The sequence below is a fragment of the Streptomyces sp. NPDC056373 genome (assembly GCF_042262425.1).
Classification (GTDB): Bacteria; Actinomycetota; Actinomycetes; order Streptomycetales; family Streptomycetaceae; genus Streptomyces.
Map to the genome: position 1 here is coordinate 146,599 of NZ_JBHJPX010000004.1, position 16,984 is coordinate 163,582.

A 16,984-nucleotide genomic window follows, 5' to 3' on the forward strand; every position below is an offset into this window, starting at 1 on the left:
CGGGCTCAGCCGACGTGCAGGTGGATCGTCCCGTCGCCCCCGCGCTCCACGCGCACCGCCGTGAGGTCCTCGACCACCACGTCCGGCTCGTGGGCCGCGGCCCGGGGGCCGATGCCGACCACCGTCATCCCGGCCGCGCGGCCGGCCGCTATCCCGGCTCCGGAGTCCTCGAACACCACACAGTCGGCGGGAGCGATCCCCAGTTCGGCGGCGCCCTTCAGGAAGCCCTCGGGGTCGGGCTTGCTCGCCCCGACCGACTCCGCCGTCACCCGCACCTCGGGCAGCTCCAGGCCCGCCGCGGCCATCCGCGCCGTCGAGAGCGGCACGTCGGCCGAGGTCACCAGCGCGTGCGGCAGCCCCCGCAGCGAGGCCAGGAACTGCGGCGCCCCGGGGATCGCGACGACGCCCTCGGTGTCGGCCGTCTCCTCGGCGAGCATCCGGGCGTTGTCGGCGTGGTTCTGCTCCATAGGCCGGTCGGGCAGCAGCAGTGCCATGGAGGCGTAGCCCTGCCGGCCGTGCACGACCTCCATGATGTCGTCCCCGTCCAGCCCGTGGCGCTCGGCCCAGCGCCGCCAGATCCGCTCGACCGAGGCGTCGGAGTTGACGAGGGTGCCGTCCATGTCCAGGAGGAGGGCGCGGGCGGTGAGCACGGCGGTGGCCGTCATCGGCAGCTCCAAGGCTCGGGGCGCGTTCCAGCGCGGGAGTGGGGGTGGCGACGGATCGCGACCGGCGCGCCCCGGGGGACAAGGCGGCCCCGCCCGCCGGTCAGGGAAAACGGGCGGAGGCCACTTTGTTCCTCCACGGTACAAAAAGAGGCCGCCTGCGCGCCAGGGGCCCCCGGCGGGCGTTCACCCACTGTTCAGCCCGCCCGGCTCAGCCGGTCACGGCCTCCCACAGGCTCCACAGCCCGAGCGCCAGCATGACCAGCGCCGCGATCTGCGTGATCAGCCGCAGCGGCACCTTCTTCATCAGGGCCTTTCCGCCGACGATGCCGATTCCGGCCACCGCCCAGAGCGCGAGCACCGCGCCCAGGCCGACGGAGAGCGGGTCGTCGTAGCGGGCCGCCAGGTTCGCCGTCATGATCTGGGTGAGATCGCCGAACTCGGCGACCAGGATGAGCATGAACCCGGCGCCCGAGACCTTCCAGAAGGACTGGTTCTCCGGCTTGCGGACCTCTTCCTCCTCCTCGCTCTTCTTCAGGAGCAGCACCGCTGCCCCGCCCAGGAAGAGCACACCCGTGAGGGCCTGCACGATCTGCTGCGGCAGCAGCGTGAGCACACTGCCGGCCGCGACGGCGAGCACGACGTGCAGCGCGAAGGCCGCGGCGACACCGGCGAAGACGTAGGAGGCGCGGTAGCGGGTGCCGAGGACGAGGCCGGCGAGGGCGGTCTTGTCCGGAAGTTCTGCGAGGAAGACGACGCCGAAGACGACGGCCGTCACGGTCAGGCTGATCAAGGGTTCCTCAATCGGTCGGGGCTGCCCCACCGAGAGTGCTGGACTTTCGCACGCGACACCTCGGCACGGCAGCACATCGGTACCCGTGCCGAGGACGGCACGGGCGTGCACTGCTTTGCCGAAGGTCTCGCTGGCAGGTCCGGGAAAGGACCGGCCTCCGGGCGCCGGCTCAGGCGGGCTGAGCAGTATGTCGACGGTCCGGCGAAGAGCTACTCCCCTTCTGCGCCGTCCATGGTACGGGACGCGCCCGGAGTGAAAAGTTCCGCCTTGAATCTTGTCATGTCATGGTCGCGTCACTAACTTCTCACCGGACGCACATCTGTGTGTCACACGGCAGCGCGAGCATTCCCTCGCTCGCAAGCCAACACCCCCCTCTCCCCAGGGAGTTCGCATGCCCAGGTTCTACGCGCGTCGACGGCTGAGTGTCGCCGCCGCGGCCGCCGCGCTCATATCCTCCGTGGGCCTCTTCAACGCCCCCACGGCCTCCGCCGCCCTCCCCACCCCCGTGAGCGCCGCCACCGCCCGCACCTACCTCGCCTCCCTCACCGTGGCGCCCGAGGACCGCACCGGCTACGACCGCGACCTCTTCCCGCACTGGATCACCCAGTCCGGCGCCTGCAACACCCGCGAGGTCGTCCTCAAGCGCGACGGCACCGACGTCCAGCAGGACTCCTCCTGCGCCGCCACCAGCGGCAGCTGGTACTCCGTCTACGACGGCGCCACCTGGACCGCCGCCTCCGACCTGGACATCGACCACCTGGTTCCGCTGGCCGAGGCCTGGGACTCCGGCGCCGACTCCTGGACGACGTCCCGCCGCCAGTCGTTCGCCAACGACCTGACCCGCCCGCAGCTCATCGCGGTCACCGACAACGTCAACCAGGCCAAGGGCGACCAGGACCCGGCCACCTGGATGCCCTCCCGGACGGCCTACCGCTGCACCTACGTCCGCGCCTGGGTACAGGTGAAGTACTACTACGGCCTCTCCGTCGACTCGGCCGAGAAGTCCGCGCTGACGAACTACCTGGCGAGCTGCTGACACGCTGATTGGCGCCGGGGCCTCCCCGCCGGCCTCCGTCGCTGCGTACCGTACGGGGCGACGGAGAGGGGAACGACATGAGCGCACTGCGCCTCGGACCGCTGCTGAGGTACACCGACGGCTCGTCCGCCACCGTGTGGGTCGAGACGAGCCGTCCGTGCACCGCCGAGGTGCGCTGCGCCGACGGCGCCGGCGGCACGGCCCGCAGTTTCCAGATCGCGGGCCACCACTACGCACTGATCCCGGTGACGGGCCTGACGGCCGGTACGACCACGACGTACGAGGTGCTCCTCGACGGCTCCCGGGTGTGGCCCCTGCCCGGCTCCCCCTTCCCGCCCTCGGCGATCCACGCGCCCGGCCCGGACGGCGAATTCAACGTCGCCTTCGGCTCCTGCCGCTGGGCCTCCCCGCCTGCGGGCGGTGACGATCCCGTCGGCCCGGACGCCCTGGACGCCCTCGCCACCCGCCTCGCGGCCGACCCCGAGGGCGAGCGGCCGCACGTGCTGCTGCTGCTCGGCGACCAGGTGTACGCCGACGAGACCTCCGACTCCACGCAGCGCTGGCTGGCGGGCCGCCGCGACCTGAAGGAGGGACCGGGCAGCGGGGTCGCGGACTACGAGGAGTACACCCACCTCTACTACGAGTCCTGGCTCGACCCGCGCATCCGCTGGCTGCTGTCCACCGTGCCCAGTTTCATGATCTTCGACGATCACGACGTGATCGATGATTGGAACACCTCCGCCGCCTGGCTCACCGACATGCGTGCCACCGGCTGGTGGCAGGAGCGGCTGCTGAGCGGCCTGATGTCGTACTGGGTCCACCAGCACCTGGGCAACCTCTCCCTGGAGGAGCTGGCGGCCGACCCGGTGTACGAGGTGGTGTGCAAGGTCCCCGACGGCACCGACGCGCTGCGCGACTTCGCCGCCCGGGCCGACGCCGACGCGGCCACGGCCCGCTGGAGCTACCGGCGCGACTTCGGGCGCGTCCGCCTGGTGATGGTGGACAGCAGGGCCGCCCGGGTCCTCGCCGAGGACGAGCGCGCGATGCTCGACCCGGGCGAGGAGGCCTGGCTGCGCGCGCAGGTGCGGGACAGGTCCGAGGCCTACGACCATCTGCTGATCGGCACCTCGCTGCCCTGGCTGTTGCCGCACCTGGTGCACGACGCCGAGGGGTGGAACGCGGCACTGTGCGGCGGTGAACGGGGCGAGCGCTGGGCGCGGTTCGGGGAGAAGGTGCGGCGCGGCGCCGACCTGGAGCACTGGTCGGCGTTCCCCGAGTCCTTCGCGGGACTGGCGGAGCTGATCGCCGAGGCGGGCTCGGGCCGGGACGCGCCGGCGACGGTGTGCGTGCTGTCCGGGGACGTGCACCACGCCTACGTCGCCGAGCCCTCGTGGCCCGGCCGGGGCCCGGACGCCCGGGTCGTGCAGCTCGTCTGCTCCCCCGTCCACAACTCGGTGCCGCTGTCGATGCGGCTGGCCTTCCGCATCGGCTGGAGCGCGATGGCGCGGGGTCTCGGGCGCGGCCTCGCCCGGCACGGCCGCCTCCCCAGCCCGCCGGTCGGCTGGCGGAAGACGGGCGGCCCCTGGTTCGGCAACCAGCTCATGACCCTGACCATGCGCGGCCGCTCCGCCCGGCTGCGACTGGAGCAGGCCAAGGCCCGCGAGGGTGCGGGGCCCCGCCTGACGACGCTGCTGGACTCCGAACTCGCCCCGTGATCGGGCTGTTCCACCCGTTTGCCGCGTTGCGCCGGGGATGTCCCGTGATGCTCGTGAGGCATCCCACAGCGACCGTCAATCCTTCCCCACGAACCGCGGTGACTCTCCCCTGCGACGGCATGATGAGGCGGACCGTCCGCTTCCTGCCCGGCGGACCGCCGAACGCGCCCCCCCCCACGCCCGGGAGTCCCACCCTTGTCTGCGTCGCACGAGGAAACCCAGGAAATCCAGGAAGCCGAGGGAACTCAGGAAACCGTAGAAGCCGGAGAAACCGGAGAAGCCGGAGAAGCCGGAGAAGCCGATCAAACCCGGGAAGGCGAGGGAACCGGCGGATGTGTGCCGGCCGACGGCCCCGGACCGGCCTCGGGGCCCGAGGGTGTCTGCGTCGCCCTGGTCGGCGCCGGGCCCCGCGGTACCAGCGTCCTGGAACGACTGTGCGCCTCCGCCCCGGAACTCCTGCCGCCCGGTGCCCGGCTGACCGTCCACGTGATCGACCCGGACCCGCCCGGCCCCGGCCGCGTCTGGCGCACCACCCAGTCGCCGGAGCTGCTGATGAACACCGTGGCCTGCCAGGTGACGCTGTTCACCGACGACAGCGTGGACTGCTCGGGCCCCGTCCGGCCGGGTCCGAGCCTGCACGAGTGGGCGGGCGGCAGGCTGGGCCCGGACGAGTACCCGAGCCGGGCCGACTACGGCCGCTACCTGGAGTGGGTGTTCGCCGAGGTGGTACGGCAGGCGCCGCCCTCCGTACGGGTCGAGACACACCGGGCCCGCGCGCTGCGGCTCGACGACTCCCCCGGCGACCGGCAGGCCCTCACCCTCGACGACGGCCGCACCCTGACCGGCCTGTCCGCGGTGGTGCTGGCCCAGGGGCACCTGCCGAGGACCGCCGGCCCGGATCTGCTGCGGCACGCGTCCCACGCCGCGCGGCACGGTCTGCGTCACGTCCCGCCCGCCAACCCGGCCGACGTCGACCTGTCCGCCGTGCCCCCGGGCGAGCCCGTGCTGCTGCGCGGTCTCGGTCTCAACTTCTTCGACCACACGGCCCTGCTGACGACGGGCCGGGGCGGCCGTTTCGTCCGGGACGCCGAGGGGCTGCGGTACCTGCCCTCCGGCCGTGAGCCGCGGCTCTTCGCCGGGTCCAGGCGCGGGGTTCCGTACCAGGCACGCGGCGACAACGCGAAGGGGCCGTACGGCCGGCACGTCCCGCTCGTCCTCACCCCGGAGGTGATCGCCGGGTTCCGCAAGCGCGCGGACTCCGGGGAGGCGCCCGATTTCCTGACGGAGATATGGCCGTTGGTGGCGAAGGAGGTGGAGACGGTCTACTACGGCGCGCTGATCCGGCGGACCCCGGGGCACGCGGGGCGCGAGCGGGAGTTCACCGACCGCTTCCTCGCCGTCCCGCACGGCGATCCCCTGGAGGCCTCGCTGCCGGTGGAGTTCGGGGTGCCGGACGCCGGCCGGTGGTGCTGGGAGCGGATGTCCCGCCCGTACGCCGGGCGGGGCTTCGGGCATCCCGGCGAGTGGGACGCCTGGCTGCTGGCGTATCTGCGCGAGGACGCCGCGCAGGCAGCTCTGGGCAATGTGCACGGTCCGCGGAAGGCGGCACTGGACGTGCTGCGCGACCTGCGCAACGAACTGCGGCTGATCGTGGACCACGGGGGACTGGCCGGTGCCTCCCACCGGGACCACCTGGACCGCTGGTACACCCCGCTCAACGCGTTCCTGTCCATCGGTCCGCCGCGCCGCCGCATCGAGGAACTCGCGGCGCTGGTGGAGGCGGGGGCGGTGCGGGTGCTCGGGCCGCGGTTGCGGGTGACGGACGAGGACGGGGGCTGGGTGGCGCACTCCCCCGACGTGCCGGGGTCGGTCGTCCGTGTGAGAACCCTCATAGAGGCCCGCCTGCCGGAACCGGACCTGCGGCACACGGCCGACGCCCTGCTGGCCGGGCTGCTGCGCAACGGGGGGTGCCGTCCGCACACCATCGACGGTTATGAGACAGGGGGGTTGGACATCACTCCGCGTCCCTATCGCCTGATGGATCGTCAAGGAGTTGCACACACAAGGCGGTTCGCGATCGGTGTGCCGACAGAAGGCGTGCACTGGGTGACCGCCGCGGGAGCCCGGCCAGGGGTGGATTCGGTCACACTTTCGGACGCGGATGCGGTGGCGAGAGCCGTTCTACGTGCAGTTGGACCCGAGATCGAGCCTCAACGGGAGGCAAAGCTGTGGCCAAATGTTGAACTTGCAAGCATCAATTAGGCGCACCTAACGTGGGTTACTCCGCGGTATCCGTCCCCGACCGGCCTCCCCAGGGCCGGCCAACCGAAGGAGAGACCCCCCACATGACCGCTCGCCTCAACGGCGCCCAGCCGTACGCGCTCGGACTGTTCCGGATCGTCATCGGCCTGCTGTTCGCCTGCCACGGTGCCGTCGCACTCTTCGGCGTACTCGGCGGCGCGGACGGCAAGGGCGGCACCGCCGCGACCGGCGCCTGGCCCAACTGGTACGCCGCGGTGATCGAACTCGTCGGCGGCATCCTGGTGCTGCTGGGCCTCGGCACCCGCATCGCGGCGTTCATCTCGTCCGGCGCGATGGCGTACGCGTACTTCAAGGTCCACCAGCCCCAGGGGCTGTGGCCGATCGAGAACAGCGGCGAGGGCGCGGCCATGTACTGCTGGGCCATGTTCCTGCTGATCTTCACGGGCTCCGGCGCGTTCGGCCTGGACCGGCTGCTGGCCAAGCGCACCTCCACGCACGAGCAGCGCTCCGCCGACCAGACCCCGGTGGCCGCCTGAGCCGCCCGGACCCTCGGCACGACAGCGGCGCCCTCCCCTCCGGGGAAGGCGCCGTTTCCGTCTGCGGTGACCCGCTGCCGGGGCAAGGAGGGCGTCATGCCCGCATATGCTGACAACTCTGGACAAGCCGAGGCGAGGTGAACAGTCCGCACCGAACGTATGAGCCCCCCGTGAACCGCCCGTCACACCCCCGGCGTACGCTCTATGGCTGTCATGGCCACTCCTGCCGCTCCCCCCGCGCCATCGCGGCACGGTCTGGCCCACGGGGGAGTCAAGGGGAGTCGCGGTGCTGGAGCAGGTGGGGTTGCCGATCGGCAGCCCGTGGATCTACGCGGTGGTGGCCTTGTCCGTCCTGCTCGACGTGTTCCTGCCGGTGCTGCCCAGCGGTGTCCTGGTGATCACGGCGGCCACGGCGGCGGCAGCGGGCACCGCGACCGACGTGCCCGACATCCTCGCCCTGACCCTCTGCGCGGCCACCGCCTCCGTCCTGGGTGACCTGGCCGCCTACCGCCTCGCCTGGCGCGGCGGCGCCCGCCTGGACCGGGCGATCTCCCGCTCCCGGCGGCTGACCACCGCCCAGGAACGTCTCGGCGCGGCGCTCGCCCGGGGCGGCGGCGCCCTCGTCGTCGTCGCCCGTTTCGCTCCCGCGGGCCGCTCGGTGGTCTCCCTCGGCGCCGGCGCCGCCCACCGCCGCGCCCGCGACTTCCTGCCCTGGTCGGCCCTGGCCGGCTTCACCTGGGCCGTGTACAGCGTCGCCCTCGGCTGGTTCGGCGCCCACTGGCTGGGCGCGACCTGGCTGGCGACGGCGGTGTCGGCCGGTGCGCTGTTCGGCGCCGGGGCGGGAGCGGCGTATCTGATGCGAGAACCGCGGACGCCGTAGCCCGGGCTCCGGCTCACACCACCCCGACCACCTCGACCTGGAAGCGGCTGAGACATTGACGACGACGGCGCCGCGGGAAGCCTCCCGAACAGAACGGATCACCTCCGCCGCGCGGCGGCACCCACGGGCGATGCTGTGGGCCGCGGCAGGCGTGATCACTCTCGGGTTCCTCGTCGCCCTCCAGATCACCGCGTACCACCTCGGCATACCGGGGCCGATCACCACGCAGGCACGCGAGGTGATCTACGCCCCCAAGTCGGGGTTCCTGCTCTACGCCAGCCTCGCGCTGACGATGGTGGTGCTCACCTGGCGGCAACGGCTCGTCGCCCTCGGCGCCGCCATCGGCATCGACGTCGTGTTCCTGCTGGTCCGCTGGGCGACCGGCACCTATCCCGACGAAGGTCATCCGTTCGGCAACGGAGCGCTGTGGGTGATCCTGGGCGTCGGAGTCGTCGCCCTCACCCGCCGCACCGGCCCGGAGCGCGTCCTGATGCTGAAGGGCGTGGGGCTCGGCCTGCTGCTGGTGACCGGCCGCAAGACCGGCGACACCTGGCTGCTGATCACGTCGAAGACCCGCCCGCTCGTACTCGACCCGTACATCGCCATGGCCGATCACGCCCTGGGCAACCCGTCGTGGCTGGCTGGCCGGCTCCTCAGGGCGAGCGGCCCGGTCGGCGAGCACGCCCTCGACTACGTCTACGCCCAGCTCGCGGTGGCCGCGGTGTGCGTGGCGCTGTACCAGCTGCGCAACGTGGCGGCCGAGCGGCGCTTCCCACGCCACCACCTGGTGCGCACCTTCCTGCTGATCGGCGTGCTCGGACCGGCCGTCTACATGATCTATCCCGTGGTCGGGCCGATGTTCGCCTACGGCCCCGAGGGCGGGCACTGGGCGGTGGCCGACCTGTGGCCCGACACGCTGCCGCCGGTCGCCACCCCGTACGCGGTGCCGTTCGACGGGATCACCCCGCGCAACTGCATGCCGAGCCTGCACACGGCGTGGGCCACCACGATCTTCATCCACTCCCGCAGGGGGCCGCGCGCCCTGCGTCTGGCCGGCACGTTCTGGCTGATCGCCACCCTCGCCGCGACGCTGGGGTTCGGCTGGCACTACGGCGTGGACCTCATCGCCGGCGTGGTGTTCGCGTACACGGTCGAGGCGGCGCTGCGCACGTACGACCGCGGCTGGGACCGGGCTGGTCTGCGCCTGGTCGGCTACGGGACGGTCGTCTTCGCGGTGCTGCTCGTGTCCTACCGCTTCCTGCCGATGGAGATGGCCGCGTATCCGTGGCTCTTCGCGCCTCTGCTCCTGCTGGCGATGGCCTCCGTGGTCCACGGCTACCGGCGGACCATCAGGCTGTGGGAGGCGACGCCCATTCCCGCACCGCGCTCCGAACCACAACCGGAACCGGCGGTCTGACCCGAGGGCCGAGCGCCTGGCCTTCCGCGTCCGCCGACTCACGTGCCCGACGGCCGGCCGGCTCGCCCTCCGTGCCCGGGGCCCGGCTAGCTCGCCTTCCGTGCCCCGGCCCCGCGGACCTCCAGGCCGTCCAGCAACTCGGCCGTGGCCTGCGCGATCGCCTCCACGGCGCGGTCGAACACCTCCTGGTTGTGAGCGGCGGGGGCGCGGAATCCCGAAACCTTCCGCACGTACTGCAGGGCGGCAGCGCGCACATCCGCCTCGGTGGCCTCTTCGGGCATCGCGGGCGGGCGCAGCGTCTTGATACTCCGGCACATGCCCCCAGTCTCACCCTTTCGGCCCCCGTACGACAGCGATGCCTGCCATGATCGCTGCGAGGCGGCCACCGTCCCGGGGCCGACCGACGAGAGGAACACCTCATGGCGAACGCACTCACCGTGGCCGTTCTGGGCCCCGGCGGCGTGGGCGGTCTGCTCGCCGCCCTGCTCTCCCGCACCGGCCATCGTGTGATCTGCCTGTCCGGCGAGAAGACCGCCGAGACCCTGCGCACCGACGGCATCCGGGTGCGCAGTGCCCGCTTCGGCGACTTCACGGCCCGCGTCGAGGCGGACACCGAGCTGCGGGAGCCCGTCGACGCGTGCCTGGTCACCGTCAAGCACACGGCCCTCGACGCCGCCCTGGGCCGGGTCCCCGCGCCGGTGCTGTCCGACGGCCTCCTCGTGCCGTTCCTGAACGGCGTCGAACACCCGGCGGTCCTGCGCGCCCGCTACCGGCCCGACCGGGTGGCCCCGGCAGTGATCCGCGTCGAGTCGACCCGTGTCGCTCCGGGCGACGTCGAGCACGGCAGCCCCTTCGCGGAGATCGATCTGACCGGCACGGGCGTGCCGAGGACCCGCCTCGACGCCCTGGCCGAGGCCTTCGCCGCGGCCGGTCCGGACAGCCGCGTCCTGGAGGACGAGACGGCGGCCCTGTGGGCGAAGATGTCGTTCCTGGCGCCGTTCGCCCTGCTCACCACGCTCCACGGCCTCCCCATGGGCGAGATCCGCACCCGCCACCGCGACGAGCTGACCGCGCTGGCCGAGGAGACGGCCGCGGTCAGCCGCGCGTGCGGCGGCCCGGCGGACCCGGCCCGGGCGCTCGCCCGCTACGACGCCTTCCCGCCGTCCATGAAGTCCTCGATGCAGCGCGACGCCGAGGCCGGCCGGCCCCTCGAACTGGACGCGATCGGCGGCGCGTTGCTGCGCGCGGCCGAGCGGCACGGGATCCCGGCTCCGGTGGCGGCCCGGGTGGTCGGTGAGCTGTACCCGTTCGCATGAACCCCAGGAAGGAACTCGCCTGCTAAATTCGAACAGGCGTATCATTGGGTCGTGGCTGCGACCTATGACTTTCCGAGTGACCTCCTGGCCGGCCAGGAGGAACTCCATCAGGTCCGGGCCGAGCTGTCGGCCCTGCTGAAGCGGCTCCCGTGGTCGGTGGAGCCACTGGACGGCTTCAGCGACGACAACGGCTGGCGCAAGGTGGAACGGCCCGCCTCCCCCGGCTGGAGCTCAGACGAACAGGCCGAGGTGGAGAAGCTCCGCCGGCGCGAGCACGAACTCGCGGTGTTCGTCAGCACCCACCGCTACTGGTCCGAACTCACGGGCTCCGAGCGGGTGTCGGCCCGCTCGGAGCTGAAGCACGCGCATGAGGCTCCACCGGAGGAGACCGGCGGAGCCTCGTGACGGGGCCGGGCTGTCAGCTCAGCCCTGGCTCCGGCTCCGGCTCTGGCTCCGGCTTCAGCCCTGGCCCTTGTCCTCGCTCTTGCCGAGGAGCTTGTTCATCTCGCCGATCTCGGCTTTCTGCGCGGTGACGACGTCGTCGGCCATGCTCTTGGCGTTGCCGTGGCGGCCCTTGCTCTGCTCGGTCCGGGCCATCTCCACGGCCCCTTCGTGGTGCTCGACCATCAGGGTCAGGAACTGCACGTCGAAGGCCTTGCCCGTCAGCTTCTCCAGCGCGGACATGTCCTCGGCGCCCATCATGCCGGGCATACCGGAGTGGCCCGAGGCGGAGTGGTCCATGCCGCCGCCGGAGGCCCCGGGGACGTCCTCGCCCCAGGTCTTCAGCCAGCCGGTCATGGTCCGGATCTCCGGATCCTGCGCCTTCTCGATCCGCCCCGCGAGGTCCTTGACCGTGTCCGAGGAGGCCCGGTCACCGGCCAGCCGCGCCATCTCCAGCGCCTGCCGGTGATGCGGGATCATGCCCTGCGCGAAGGCGACGTCCTGGGCGTTGTGGGCACCGGCGGACGACGGGGTCTCCGTGGGACTGTGGCTTCCCGCGTCGCCGTGACCGGCGGCGGCCCGGTCCGCGCCGTCACCGCCGCAGGCGGCGAGAACGAGGGACGCGGCACCCGTCGCCACCACCAGGGCGGCACGGCGCGCGAGGGTACGAATGCTGTTGCTCATGCGTGAACTCCTGCTTCTGCACGGAACTGAGGATTGCGGACACGACGGAGGCGTCACACCGCCACCGGTCGGTACCGGCCGGCGTGACGCGTGGTGTCTAGATCCGCAGAAGCTGAAGCTCGGAGAGGGAAGGCGGGGCCCGGGCACCCTCCGTATCCACGACGGCATACGCCCGTACGGCGGACGCCCCCGCACTCACGGGGACCGGGTCGGGAACGAGCGGCGGCACCACCGGCCCCCCGCCCACGGCACCCGACGCACAGGTCGCGTCGGCATGCCGGACGTGCCCGTCACCGCAAGTCCCGTAGGGCATGAGCTGGGTCCGGGGCTCGTGGGTCTCGAACACATGGCCCCGGGGCACGGCCGTCCGCGAGGCGTGCGCCTGCTCCCCGTGCCCCTGCCCGGGCAGACCGCCCCCGGGCGCCAGCCCGTGCATCCCCAGCAACCCCACCAACAGCCCCAGCACGCCCAGCACATGCCACGGCCCCAGAACGAGTCGCGGAGCGCGTCGGCGGGGGCTGTTCATGGACTCATCGTAGAGAAGGGCCCGGAGCGGCCGCCGACCCGGGGCGGACGCGCGTACGGGTCGACTGCGGCTGTGCGACCGCCCGTACCCCCATCAGGTGAACTCGTTCAGCCTTCTACAACCACGCGGCTCCCCCGGCATGTCGTACGCACGACACGAATGATCCCGAGGGGGACCCATGAGCCAGCAGTATCCGCAGCCGCCCGCCGAGCCCCACCCGCAGCAGCCCTTCTACGGCGCACCGGTGCCCAAGCCGCCGAAGAAGCGCGGCGTGGGCAAGATCGCGGGCCTCGGCTGCGCGGGCATCCTCGCCCTCTTCGTCATCGCCGCCATCGCGACGAGCGGCGGGGGTGACGACAGCGGCGACACCTCGAACAAGGACAAGGCCGTCGTCGCCGACGGCAGGCCGGGCGACGACAAGCCGAAGAAGGCCGGGGCGGCCGACGAGAAGTCCCAGGCCGAGCAGTTCCGCGACTGCGTCGCGGAGAACGGCACGGACACGGAGAAGGCCGCCGCCGAACACGTCACGAAGGTGACCGGCGCGGACAAGCGCAACGACATCCTCGACGCCGCGGAGGTCTTCACGGACTTCAGCGGCGGCCTGATGGGCCCGCACCAGGGCGAGGGCAAACTCATCGCCTCCGCGTTCACCTCCTGCTACGAGTCGAAGAACGGCCTCGTCACGGTGTACGACAAGGACGGGGAACTCCTCGCCAACGCGAACTACTGATCCCCGCCACCGAGGGCATCACAGCAGGAACGGCCCTCCAGGACGCTCTGGAGGGCCTCTGCCGTGGGAACTCGGTGCTGTGGGCGCGGACGGTTTCGAACCGCCGACATCCTGCTTGTAAGGCAGGCGCTCTACCCCTGAGCTACGCACCCGGATCCCGGGCCACACCCAGGACGAGTCGACAGCCTACATGGCCCGGGGCACGGTCCCGCAAACCCGTATCGCGGGGCGGCGGCGGGCGCCGCGCCTGGGGTTGACCCCACCCCGGCCCGGGAGTGTGCCGGATCCCCCTGCGGACCCCCGGTCCATACGGTCGTAGAGCGCCCGAGGCGCCCGTCGTCCATCCAGGGGGAGATCGTCATGACCACACGCACCGCCGCTGCCCGCGCCACCGCCCTCGCCGGGGCCGTCGTCGTGCTCGTCGCCGGGCTCAGCGCCTGCGGGGCGTCCGCCGGGGACGACACGGACCCCGACCACCGGTCCTTCGGCCTCCAGGGCCGCACCCTCACCGTCGACTCCGACGACTCCGCCCTGGAGATCGTCGCCGCCGGCCGGAATCCGGCGGGCAAGGTCGAGGTCACCCGCTGGTTCCAGGGCAAGGCCGCCATCGGCACGGCCCCCGAGGCCACCTGGTCCTTGCGGGACGACCGGCTGGTCCTGCGAATGAAGTGTTCCGGCATCATCGTCGACTGCTCCGCCAGACACCGCATCGAGGTGCCCCGCGGCGTCACCGTCAAGGTCGAGGTCGCCGACGGCAGCGTGCGGGCCCGCGGCTTCCACGACCCCCTGAACATCCGCACCGGCGACGGCTCCGTCCGCGTCACGGACACCACCGGCCCCGTCGAGCTGCGCACCGGCGACGGGTCGATCCGGATCAGCGACGCCACCGGTCCCCTGCGGCTGCGCACCGGCGACGGATCCATCCGGGCGGACGTCTCCTCCCGCGACGTCCGCACCCACACCGGCGCCGGTTCGGCCCGCCTCGAACTCGGCGTCGTACCGGACCGTGTGGAGTCCCGCAGCGGCGACGGCTCCGTGACCATCGCCGTGCCCCGGGCCGGCTACCGCGTGACCACCGAGACCGGTGACGGCGGCGTGGACGTGTCCGTGCCGCGCGACGACAGCAGCGCCCATGTGGTGTCCGCCCGGACCGGCGACGGCAAAGTGACGGTCCGAACAGCGAACTGACCGGCCCGTGTGTTCGTCCATAACCGGTGGGAGAATGACACCGGGCAGGGCGGACCACAGCACGGGAGAGGGATGTGACGGCGACACCAGGACAGCCGGACTCGCCGTCGGCGCCGCGTGCACACCGCCCGCGTCGCCCCGCCCCCCGTATGCCGGGCAGCCCGCGTCGCCCCGCTCCCCATATGCCGGGCCGCCCGCTCCGGGACGTGCTCAGCCTGATGGCGTTGCCGCTGGTGGCCGCGCTGGCGTTGCCCGCCGCCTTCGCGGGCGGGGGCACCCGGCGCTGGTTCGGCGGCCGGGCCGAGAGCCAGCGGGCGGAGGCCCAGGCGGCGAAGGACGCCGCCGCCGCCGCGTTCTACGAGCTCGACACCGCCCAGCGCGACCTGCGCATCTCGATCGAGACGATCAGCGCCGTCGACGACTCGCCCGCCGCCCGCCGCGCCGTCGCCGACTTCGACGCCCTCGGCCGGCGCATCGACGAGGTCAGCCACCAGTACATCAACGCCGTCGACGCCCACGACCTCGACCGCGACGACCTGGAGGCCTCCGCCGCCTCCCGTGCCCGGGCCGAGCTGACCACCGCCAAGGAGGAACTCGGGCGGGTCAAGCAGGAGCTGGACCGCTTCACCGAGGGCCTCGGGCCCCTCCTCGGCAAGGCCGAGACCCAGCTGGCCCGTCTCGCCCCCGCGGTCGAACGGGCCCGCCAGGCCCTGCTCGCCGCCTCCGGCGCCCTCGACTCCGTACGCGCCTCCGGGCTCAGGGCGGACGATCTGGCCGCCCGGCTCGCCGCCCTCTCGCCCGAGCTGACCAAGCTGAACCAGGGCGCCGGACAGCACGGCGTCCCGCAGACCCTGGAGCGGGCCGCGCGGGTCACGAGTGCGGCGGAGGCGGTCCGTGTGGAGGCCGAGCGGCTGCCGGACCGGGCCGCCGAGATCGACCACCGCCTCGTCTCCCTGCGCACCCGCGCCCAGGCTCTGACCACCCGCTCCGAGCAGGTCGAACCGACCCTGAGCGAACTGCGCCGCCGTTTCACCGCGGCCTGCTGGCAGGACCTGCAGCACGTCCCCGACAGCGCCGCCGAGAACGTCCGCCGGGCCGAGACCGGACTGGCCGAGGCGCGCACCGCCCGAAGCGAACAGCGCTGGGCCGACGCGACCGCCCTGCTGTCGACCGTGCGGGCGCTGCTGAACAGCACCGACGAGGCCGTCTCCGCCGCGGGCGACCGGCTGCACCGCCTGAACGCCGTGCAGAAGGACCCCCAGCAGGAGATCGACCGCACCCGTTTCGCCATCCGCGACGCCCAGCGCCTCGCCATGGCCGGCCGCAACACCCCCGACCCGCGCCACGCCCGGCCCCTGGACGACGCCGTGGCCCGCCTGGACCGTGCCGTCGCCGGTCTCGAGGGCCGCCACCCCGACTACTGGCACTTCCTCACGGAGACGGAAGCGGTCCGCCGGGCCGTGGCCGACGTGGTCTCCGGGATCCGCGAGGAGCGAGGGGCCGGACACTGAGCCCGGCCCCGCCCGTTCTCAGGTGCGGTAGGCGTAGTAGTACGCGTTCGGGTACGACGCGACGAGGCTCGCCACCGACCTGCGGAGGGTGTTGTTGGAGTGGTAGGTCACGTACGGCACACCGCCGCTCTTGTACGTGACGATCATCGTGTGGTCCTTGGACCCGTCCCGGTCGAAGTCCATCTGGAGGACGTCACCGGCCTCGAGCTGGAAGACGTTGGCGAGCGGCGTGGTCCGCTTGGAGTTCTGGGCGAACCAGGACCACTCGTTGACGCCGACGAAGGAGTCCGACTGGATGTCGGCGTTGCCGAACCACTTGGTGTAGTCGTACACGTAGCCGGGGGCGTGCTTCCAGCCGCCCGCCTTCAGGGACTGGCTGACGAAGTTGGTGCAGTCGCCGCCGGCGCCGTGACCGTTGAAGTCCGGGTAGTCCTTGTTGTAGACGTTCCAGTACTTCTCGGCGTAGGCCGCCATGGCCTTGTAGTCGTAGGTCGTGCCGGTCTTCGGGGCGGGGGCCGGGTTGCGGGTGATCGCCGCGCGCGGGGCGTTCGGCGTGGTGTTGTCCGCGGCGGTGGTCGCCTTGACCGGGGCCGGCTTGGAGAGCGTGTTCACCGCGAGGCCGCCCTCGTCGGTGTCGCGGATGCCGGTCAGCCGCCAGTCGCCCTGCCGGTCGGCCTTGAAGGTCAGCTCGTGCCGGGCCTGGAATCCGGTGGACTTCGGCGCGTTGCCACGGGCCCCGGCGTAGGTCAGGGTCGTGGTCTCGGTGACGTCCGCCTTGGCCGTACGGCCCGTCACCCGCGTGGCGTTCAGGGTGACGGTGGTGCTGGCCTTGCCGTACGTCTCGCCGGCCTTCGCCAGCCTCTCCTTGCGCTGCCCCAGGGCGGAGAGGGTGGCGTCCTCGGTGCGTGCCGTGCCCGAGGACAGCGCGACATCGCCGGAGAAGCCGTCGGTCAGCGGCTTGCCGGCGCCGGCCCGTCCGCCGTCGACCAAGGCGTTGGTGCGGTCGGTGAAGACGGCGTCCGCCAGCCTCTGGAAGGTGGCCTTGGTACGCGCGTCCACCGTCGGATCGTCGACGACCGCCGCGCCCGCGCTCCAGTTGGGCAGCAGGGCCACTCCGGCGACGACCGAGGTCGCCGCGGCCCCGACTATCGTGACGCGGCGGCGCGTCCCGCTCAGTTTCCTTGATTTCACTGGTGTTTCCCCTCTTGCCCCGGCCAAAGGGTTGCCGGGGTACGAGATCTTCGCATGGAGTGTGTGGCTGCTGTGAAGGGTGCTGCGGCCGTTACT

General features: G+C 72.4%; 17 protein-coding genes and 1 tRNA gene. 11 read left to right on the forward strand and 7 right to left on the reverse strand.

What is annotated here, in order from left to right; all coding sequences use genetic code 11:
- Nucleotides 1–5: 5 nt before the first annotated feature.
- Together ACFCXS_RS09820 and ACFCXS_RS09825 are read right to left on the reverse strand one after the other, a co-directional pair.
- Nucleotides 6–665, reverse strand: coding sequence for an HAD-IA family hydrolase (locus ACFCXS_RS09820; protein ID WP_376642636.1), 660 nt, complete (start codon nt 663–665; stop codon nt 6–8).
- A gap of 208 nt (nt 666–873) precedes the next feature.
- Nucleotides 874–1,455, reverse strand: a complete 582-nt coding sequence (locus tag ACFCXS_RS09825) for a TMEM165/GDT1 family protein (protein WP_376642638.1) — start codon at nt 1,453–1,455, stop codon at nt 874–876.
- A gap of 391 nt (nt 1,456–1,846) precedes the next feature.
- Here ACFCXS_RS09825 and ACFCXS_RS09830 point away from each other — a divergent pair, with 391 nt between their 5' ends.
- The 6 genes from ACFCXS_RS09830 to ACFCXS_RS09855 all read left to right on the forward strand — a co-directional run bounded on the left by ACFCXS_RS09830 (nt 1,847) and on the right by ACFCXS_RS09855 (nt 9,301).
- Nucleotides 1,847–2,491, forward strand: coding sequence for an HNH endonuclease family protein (locus tag ACFCXS_RS09830; protein ID WP_376642640.1), 645 nt, complete (start codon nt 1,847–1,849; stop codon nt 2,489–2,491).
- Between the two features lie 77 nt (nt 2,492–2,568).
- Complete coding sequence (locus ACFCXS_RS09835; RefSeq protein ID WP_376642642.1) at nt 2,569–4,206, forward strand: alkaline phosphatase D family protein; 1,638 nt, start codon at nt 2,569–2,571, stop codon at nt 4,204–4,206.
- Between the two features lie 336 nt (nt 4,207–4,542).
- Complete coding sequence (locus ACFCXS_RS09840; RefSeq protein WP_376642644.1) at nt 4,543–6,468, forward strand: FAD/NAD(P)-binding protein; 1,926 nt, start codon at nt 4,543–4,545, stop codon at nt 6,466–6,468.
- 83 nt (nt 6,469–6,551) lie between these two features.
- Nucleotides 6,552–7,004, forward strand: coding sequence for a DoxX family protein (locus ACFCXS_RS09845; protein WP_376642646.1), 453 nt, complete (start codon nt 6,552–6,554; stop codon nt 7,002–7,004).
- Nucleotides 7,005–7,290: 286 nt separating this feature from the next.
- Nucleotides 7,291–7,884 (forward strand): DedA family protein, encoded by a 594-nt coding sequence (locus ACFCXS_RS09850; protein WP_376642648.1) that lies wholly within the window; start codon nt 7,291–7,293, stop codon nt 7,882–7,884.
- Nucleotides 7,885–8,014: 130 nt separating this feature from the next.
- Entirely contained in the window at nt 8,015–9,301 is a 1,287-nt protein-coding gene (locus ACFCXS_RS09855) for a phosphatase PAP2 family protein (RefSeq protein ID WP_376642650.1), read from the forward strand.
- Between the two features lie 86 nt (nt 9,302–9,387).
- Here the strand turns inward: ACFCXS_RS09855 and ACFCXS_RS09860 are convergent, their stop codons facing one another.
- Complete coding sequence (locus ACFCXS_RS09860) at nt 9,388–9,618, reverse strand: DUF2277 domain-containing protein (RefSeq protein ID WP_234845278.1); 231 nt, start codon at nt 9,616–9,618, stop codon at nt 9,388–9,390.
- 102 nt (nt 9,619–9,720) lie between these two features.
- Here ACFCXS_RS09860 and ACFCXS_RS09865 point away from each other — a divergent pair, with 102 nt between their 5' ends.
- Nucleotides 9,721–10,617, forward strand: coding sequence for a ketopantoate reductase family protein (locus tag ACFCXS_RS09865; RefSeq protein ID WP_376642653.1), 897 nt, complete (start codon nt 9,721–9,723; stop codon nt 10,615–10,617).
- A 51-nt stretch (nt 10,618–10,668) separates the two neighbouring features.
- Nucleotides 10,669–11,022: a hypothetical protein gene (locus ACFCXS_RS09870; protein ID WP_376642655.1), complete on the forward strand. Its 354-nt coding sequence runs from the start codon at nt 10,669–10,671 to the stop codon at nt 11,020–11,022.
- A 54-nt stretch (nt 11,023–11,076) separates the two neighbouring features.
- On the opposite strand, the gene ACFCXS_RS09875 is transcribed toward ACFCXS_RS09870, so the two are convergent.
- Entirely contained in the window at nt 11,077–11,742 is a 666-nt protein-coding gene (locus ACFCXS_RS09875) for a DUF305 domain-containing protein (protein ID WP_376642657.1), read from the reverse strand.
- Nucleotides 11,743–11,839: 97 nt separating this feature from the next.
- Entirely contained in the window at nt 11,840–12,268 is a 429-nt protein-coding gene (locus ACFCXS_RS09880) for a DUF6153 family protein (RefSeq protein WP_376642659.1), read from the reverse strand.
- Between the two features lie 178 nt (nt 12,269–12,446).
- Here ACFCXS_RS09880 and ACFCXS_RS09885 point away from each other — a divergent pair, with 178 nt between their 5' ends.
- A complete protein-coding gene (locus ACFCXS_RS09885) occupies nt 12,447–12,998 on the forward strand; it encodes a hypothetical protein (RefSeq protein WP_376642661.1) in 552 nt (183 codons plus the stop codon).
- Between the two features lie 80 nt (nt 12,999–13,078).
- Here ACFCXS_RS09885 and ACFCXS_RS09890 read toward each other — a convergent pair.
- Nucleotides 13,079–13,150 (reverse strand) — tRNA-Val (locus tag ACFCXS_RS09890).
- A 208-nt stretch (nt 13,151–13,358) separates the two neighbouring features.
- On the opposite strand from ACFCXS_RS09890, the gene ACFCXS_RS09895 reads away from it, so the two are divergent.
- Both ACFCXS_RS09895 and ACFCXS_RS09900 read left to right on the forward strand, forming a co-directional pair.
- Nucleotides 13,359–14,186 (forward strand): DUF4097 domain-containing protein, encoded by an 828-nt coding sequence (locus ACFCXS_RS09895; RefSeq protein ID WP_376642663.1) that lies wholly within the window; start codon nt 13,359–13,361, stop codon nt 14,184–14,186.
- Nucleotides 14,187–14,335: 149 nt separating this feature from the next.
- Entirely contained in the window at nt 14,336–15,697 is a 1,362-nt protein-coding gene (locus ACFCXS_RS09900) for a hypothetical protein (RefSeq protein ID WP_376642665.1), read from the forward strand.
- An 18-nt stretch (nt 15,698–15,715) separates the two neighbouring features.
- Here the strand turns inward: ACFCXS_RS09900 and ACFCXS_RS09905 are convergent, their stop codons facing one another.
- Nucleotides 15,716–16,888, reverse strand: coding sequence for an amidase domain-containing protein (locus ACFCXS_RS09905; protein ID WP_376642666.1), 1,173 nt, complete (start codon nt 16,886–16,888; stop codon nt 15,716–15,718).
- Nucleotides 16,889–16,984: the final 96 nt, after the last annotated feature.

What these genes read in the sequence shown, in the direction of transcription:
- ACFCXS_RS09820 (WP_376642636.1), bottom strand. Translation starts at nt 665, where the DNA reads ATGACGGCCACCGCCGTGCTCACCGCCCGCGCCCTCCTCCTGGACATG.
- ACFCXS_RS09830 (WP_376642640.1), top strand. Translation starts at nt 1,847, where the DNA reads ATGCCCAGGTTCTACGCGCGTCGACGGCTGAGTGTCGCCGCCGCGGCC.
- ACFCXS_RS09835 (WP_376642642.1), top strand. Translation starts at nt 2,569, where the DNA reads ATGAGCGCACTGCGCCTCGGACCGCTGCTGAGGTACACCGACGGCTCG.
- ACFCXS_RS09845 (WP_376642646.1), top strand. Translation starts at nt 6,552, where the DNA reads ATGACCGCTCGCCTCAACGGCGCCCAGCCGTACGCGCTCGGACTGTTC.
- ACFCXS_RS09855 (WP_376642650.1), top strand. Translation starts at nt 8,015, where the DNA reads ATGCTGTGGGCCGCGGCAGGCGTGATCACTCTCGGGTTCCTCGTCGCC.
- ACFCXS_RS09860 (WP_234845278.1), bottom strand. Translation starts at nt 9,618, where the DNA reads ATGTGCCGGAGTATCAAGACGCTGCGCCCGCCCGCGATGCCCGAAGAG.
- ACFCXS_RS09865 (WP_376642653.1), top strand. Translation starts at nt 9,721, where the DNA reads ATGGCGAACGCACTCACCGTGGCCGTTCTGGGCCCCGGCGGCGTGGGC.
- ACFCXS_RS09875 (WP_376642657.1), bottom strand. Translation starts at nt 11,742, where the DNA reads ATGAGCAACAGCATTCGTACCCTCGCGCGCCGTGCCGCCCTGGTGGTG.
- ACFCXS_RS09880 (WP_376642659.1), bottom strand. Translation starts at nt 12,268, where the DNA reads ATGAACAGCCCCCGCCGACGCGCTCCGCGACTCGTTCTGGGGCCGTGG.
- ACFCXS_RS09885 (WP_376642661.1), top strand. Translation starts at nt 12,447, where the DNA reads ATGAGCCAGCAGTATCCGCAGCCGCCCGCCGAGCCCCACCCGCAGCAG.
- ACFCXS_RS09895 (WP_376642663.1), top strand. Translation starts at nt 13,359, where the DNA reads ATGACCACACGCACCGCCGCTGCCCGCGCCACCGCCCTCGCCGGGGCC.
- ACFCXS_RS09900 (WP_376642665.1), top strand. Translation starts at nt 14,336, where the DNA reads ATGCCGGGCAGCCCGCGTCGCCCCGCTCCCCATATGCCGGGCCGCCCG.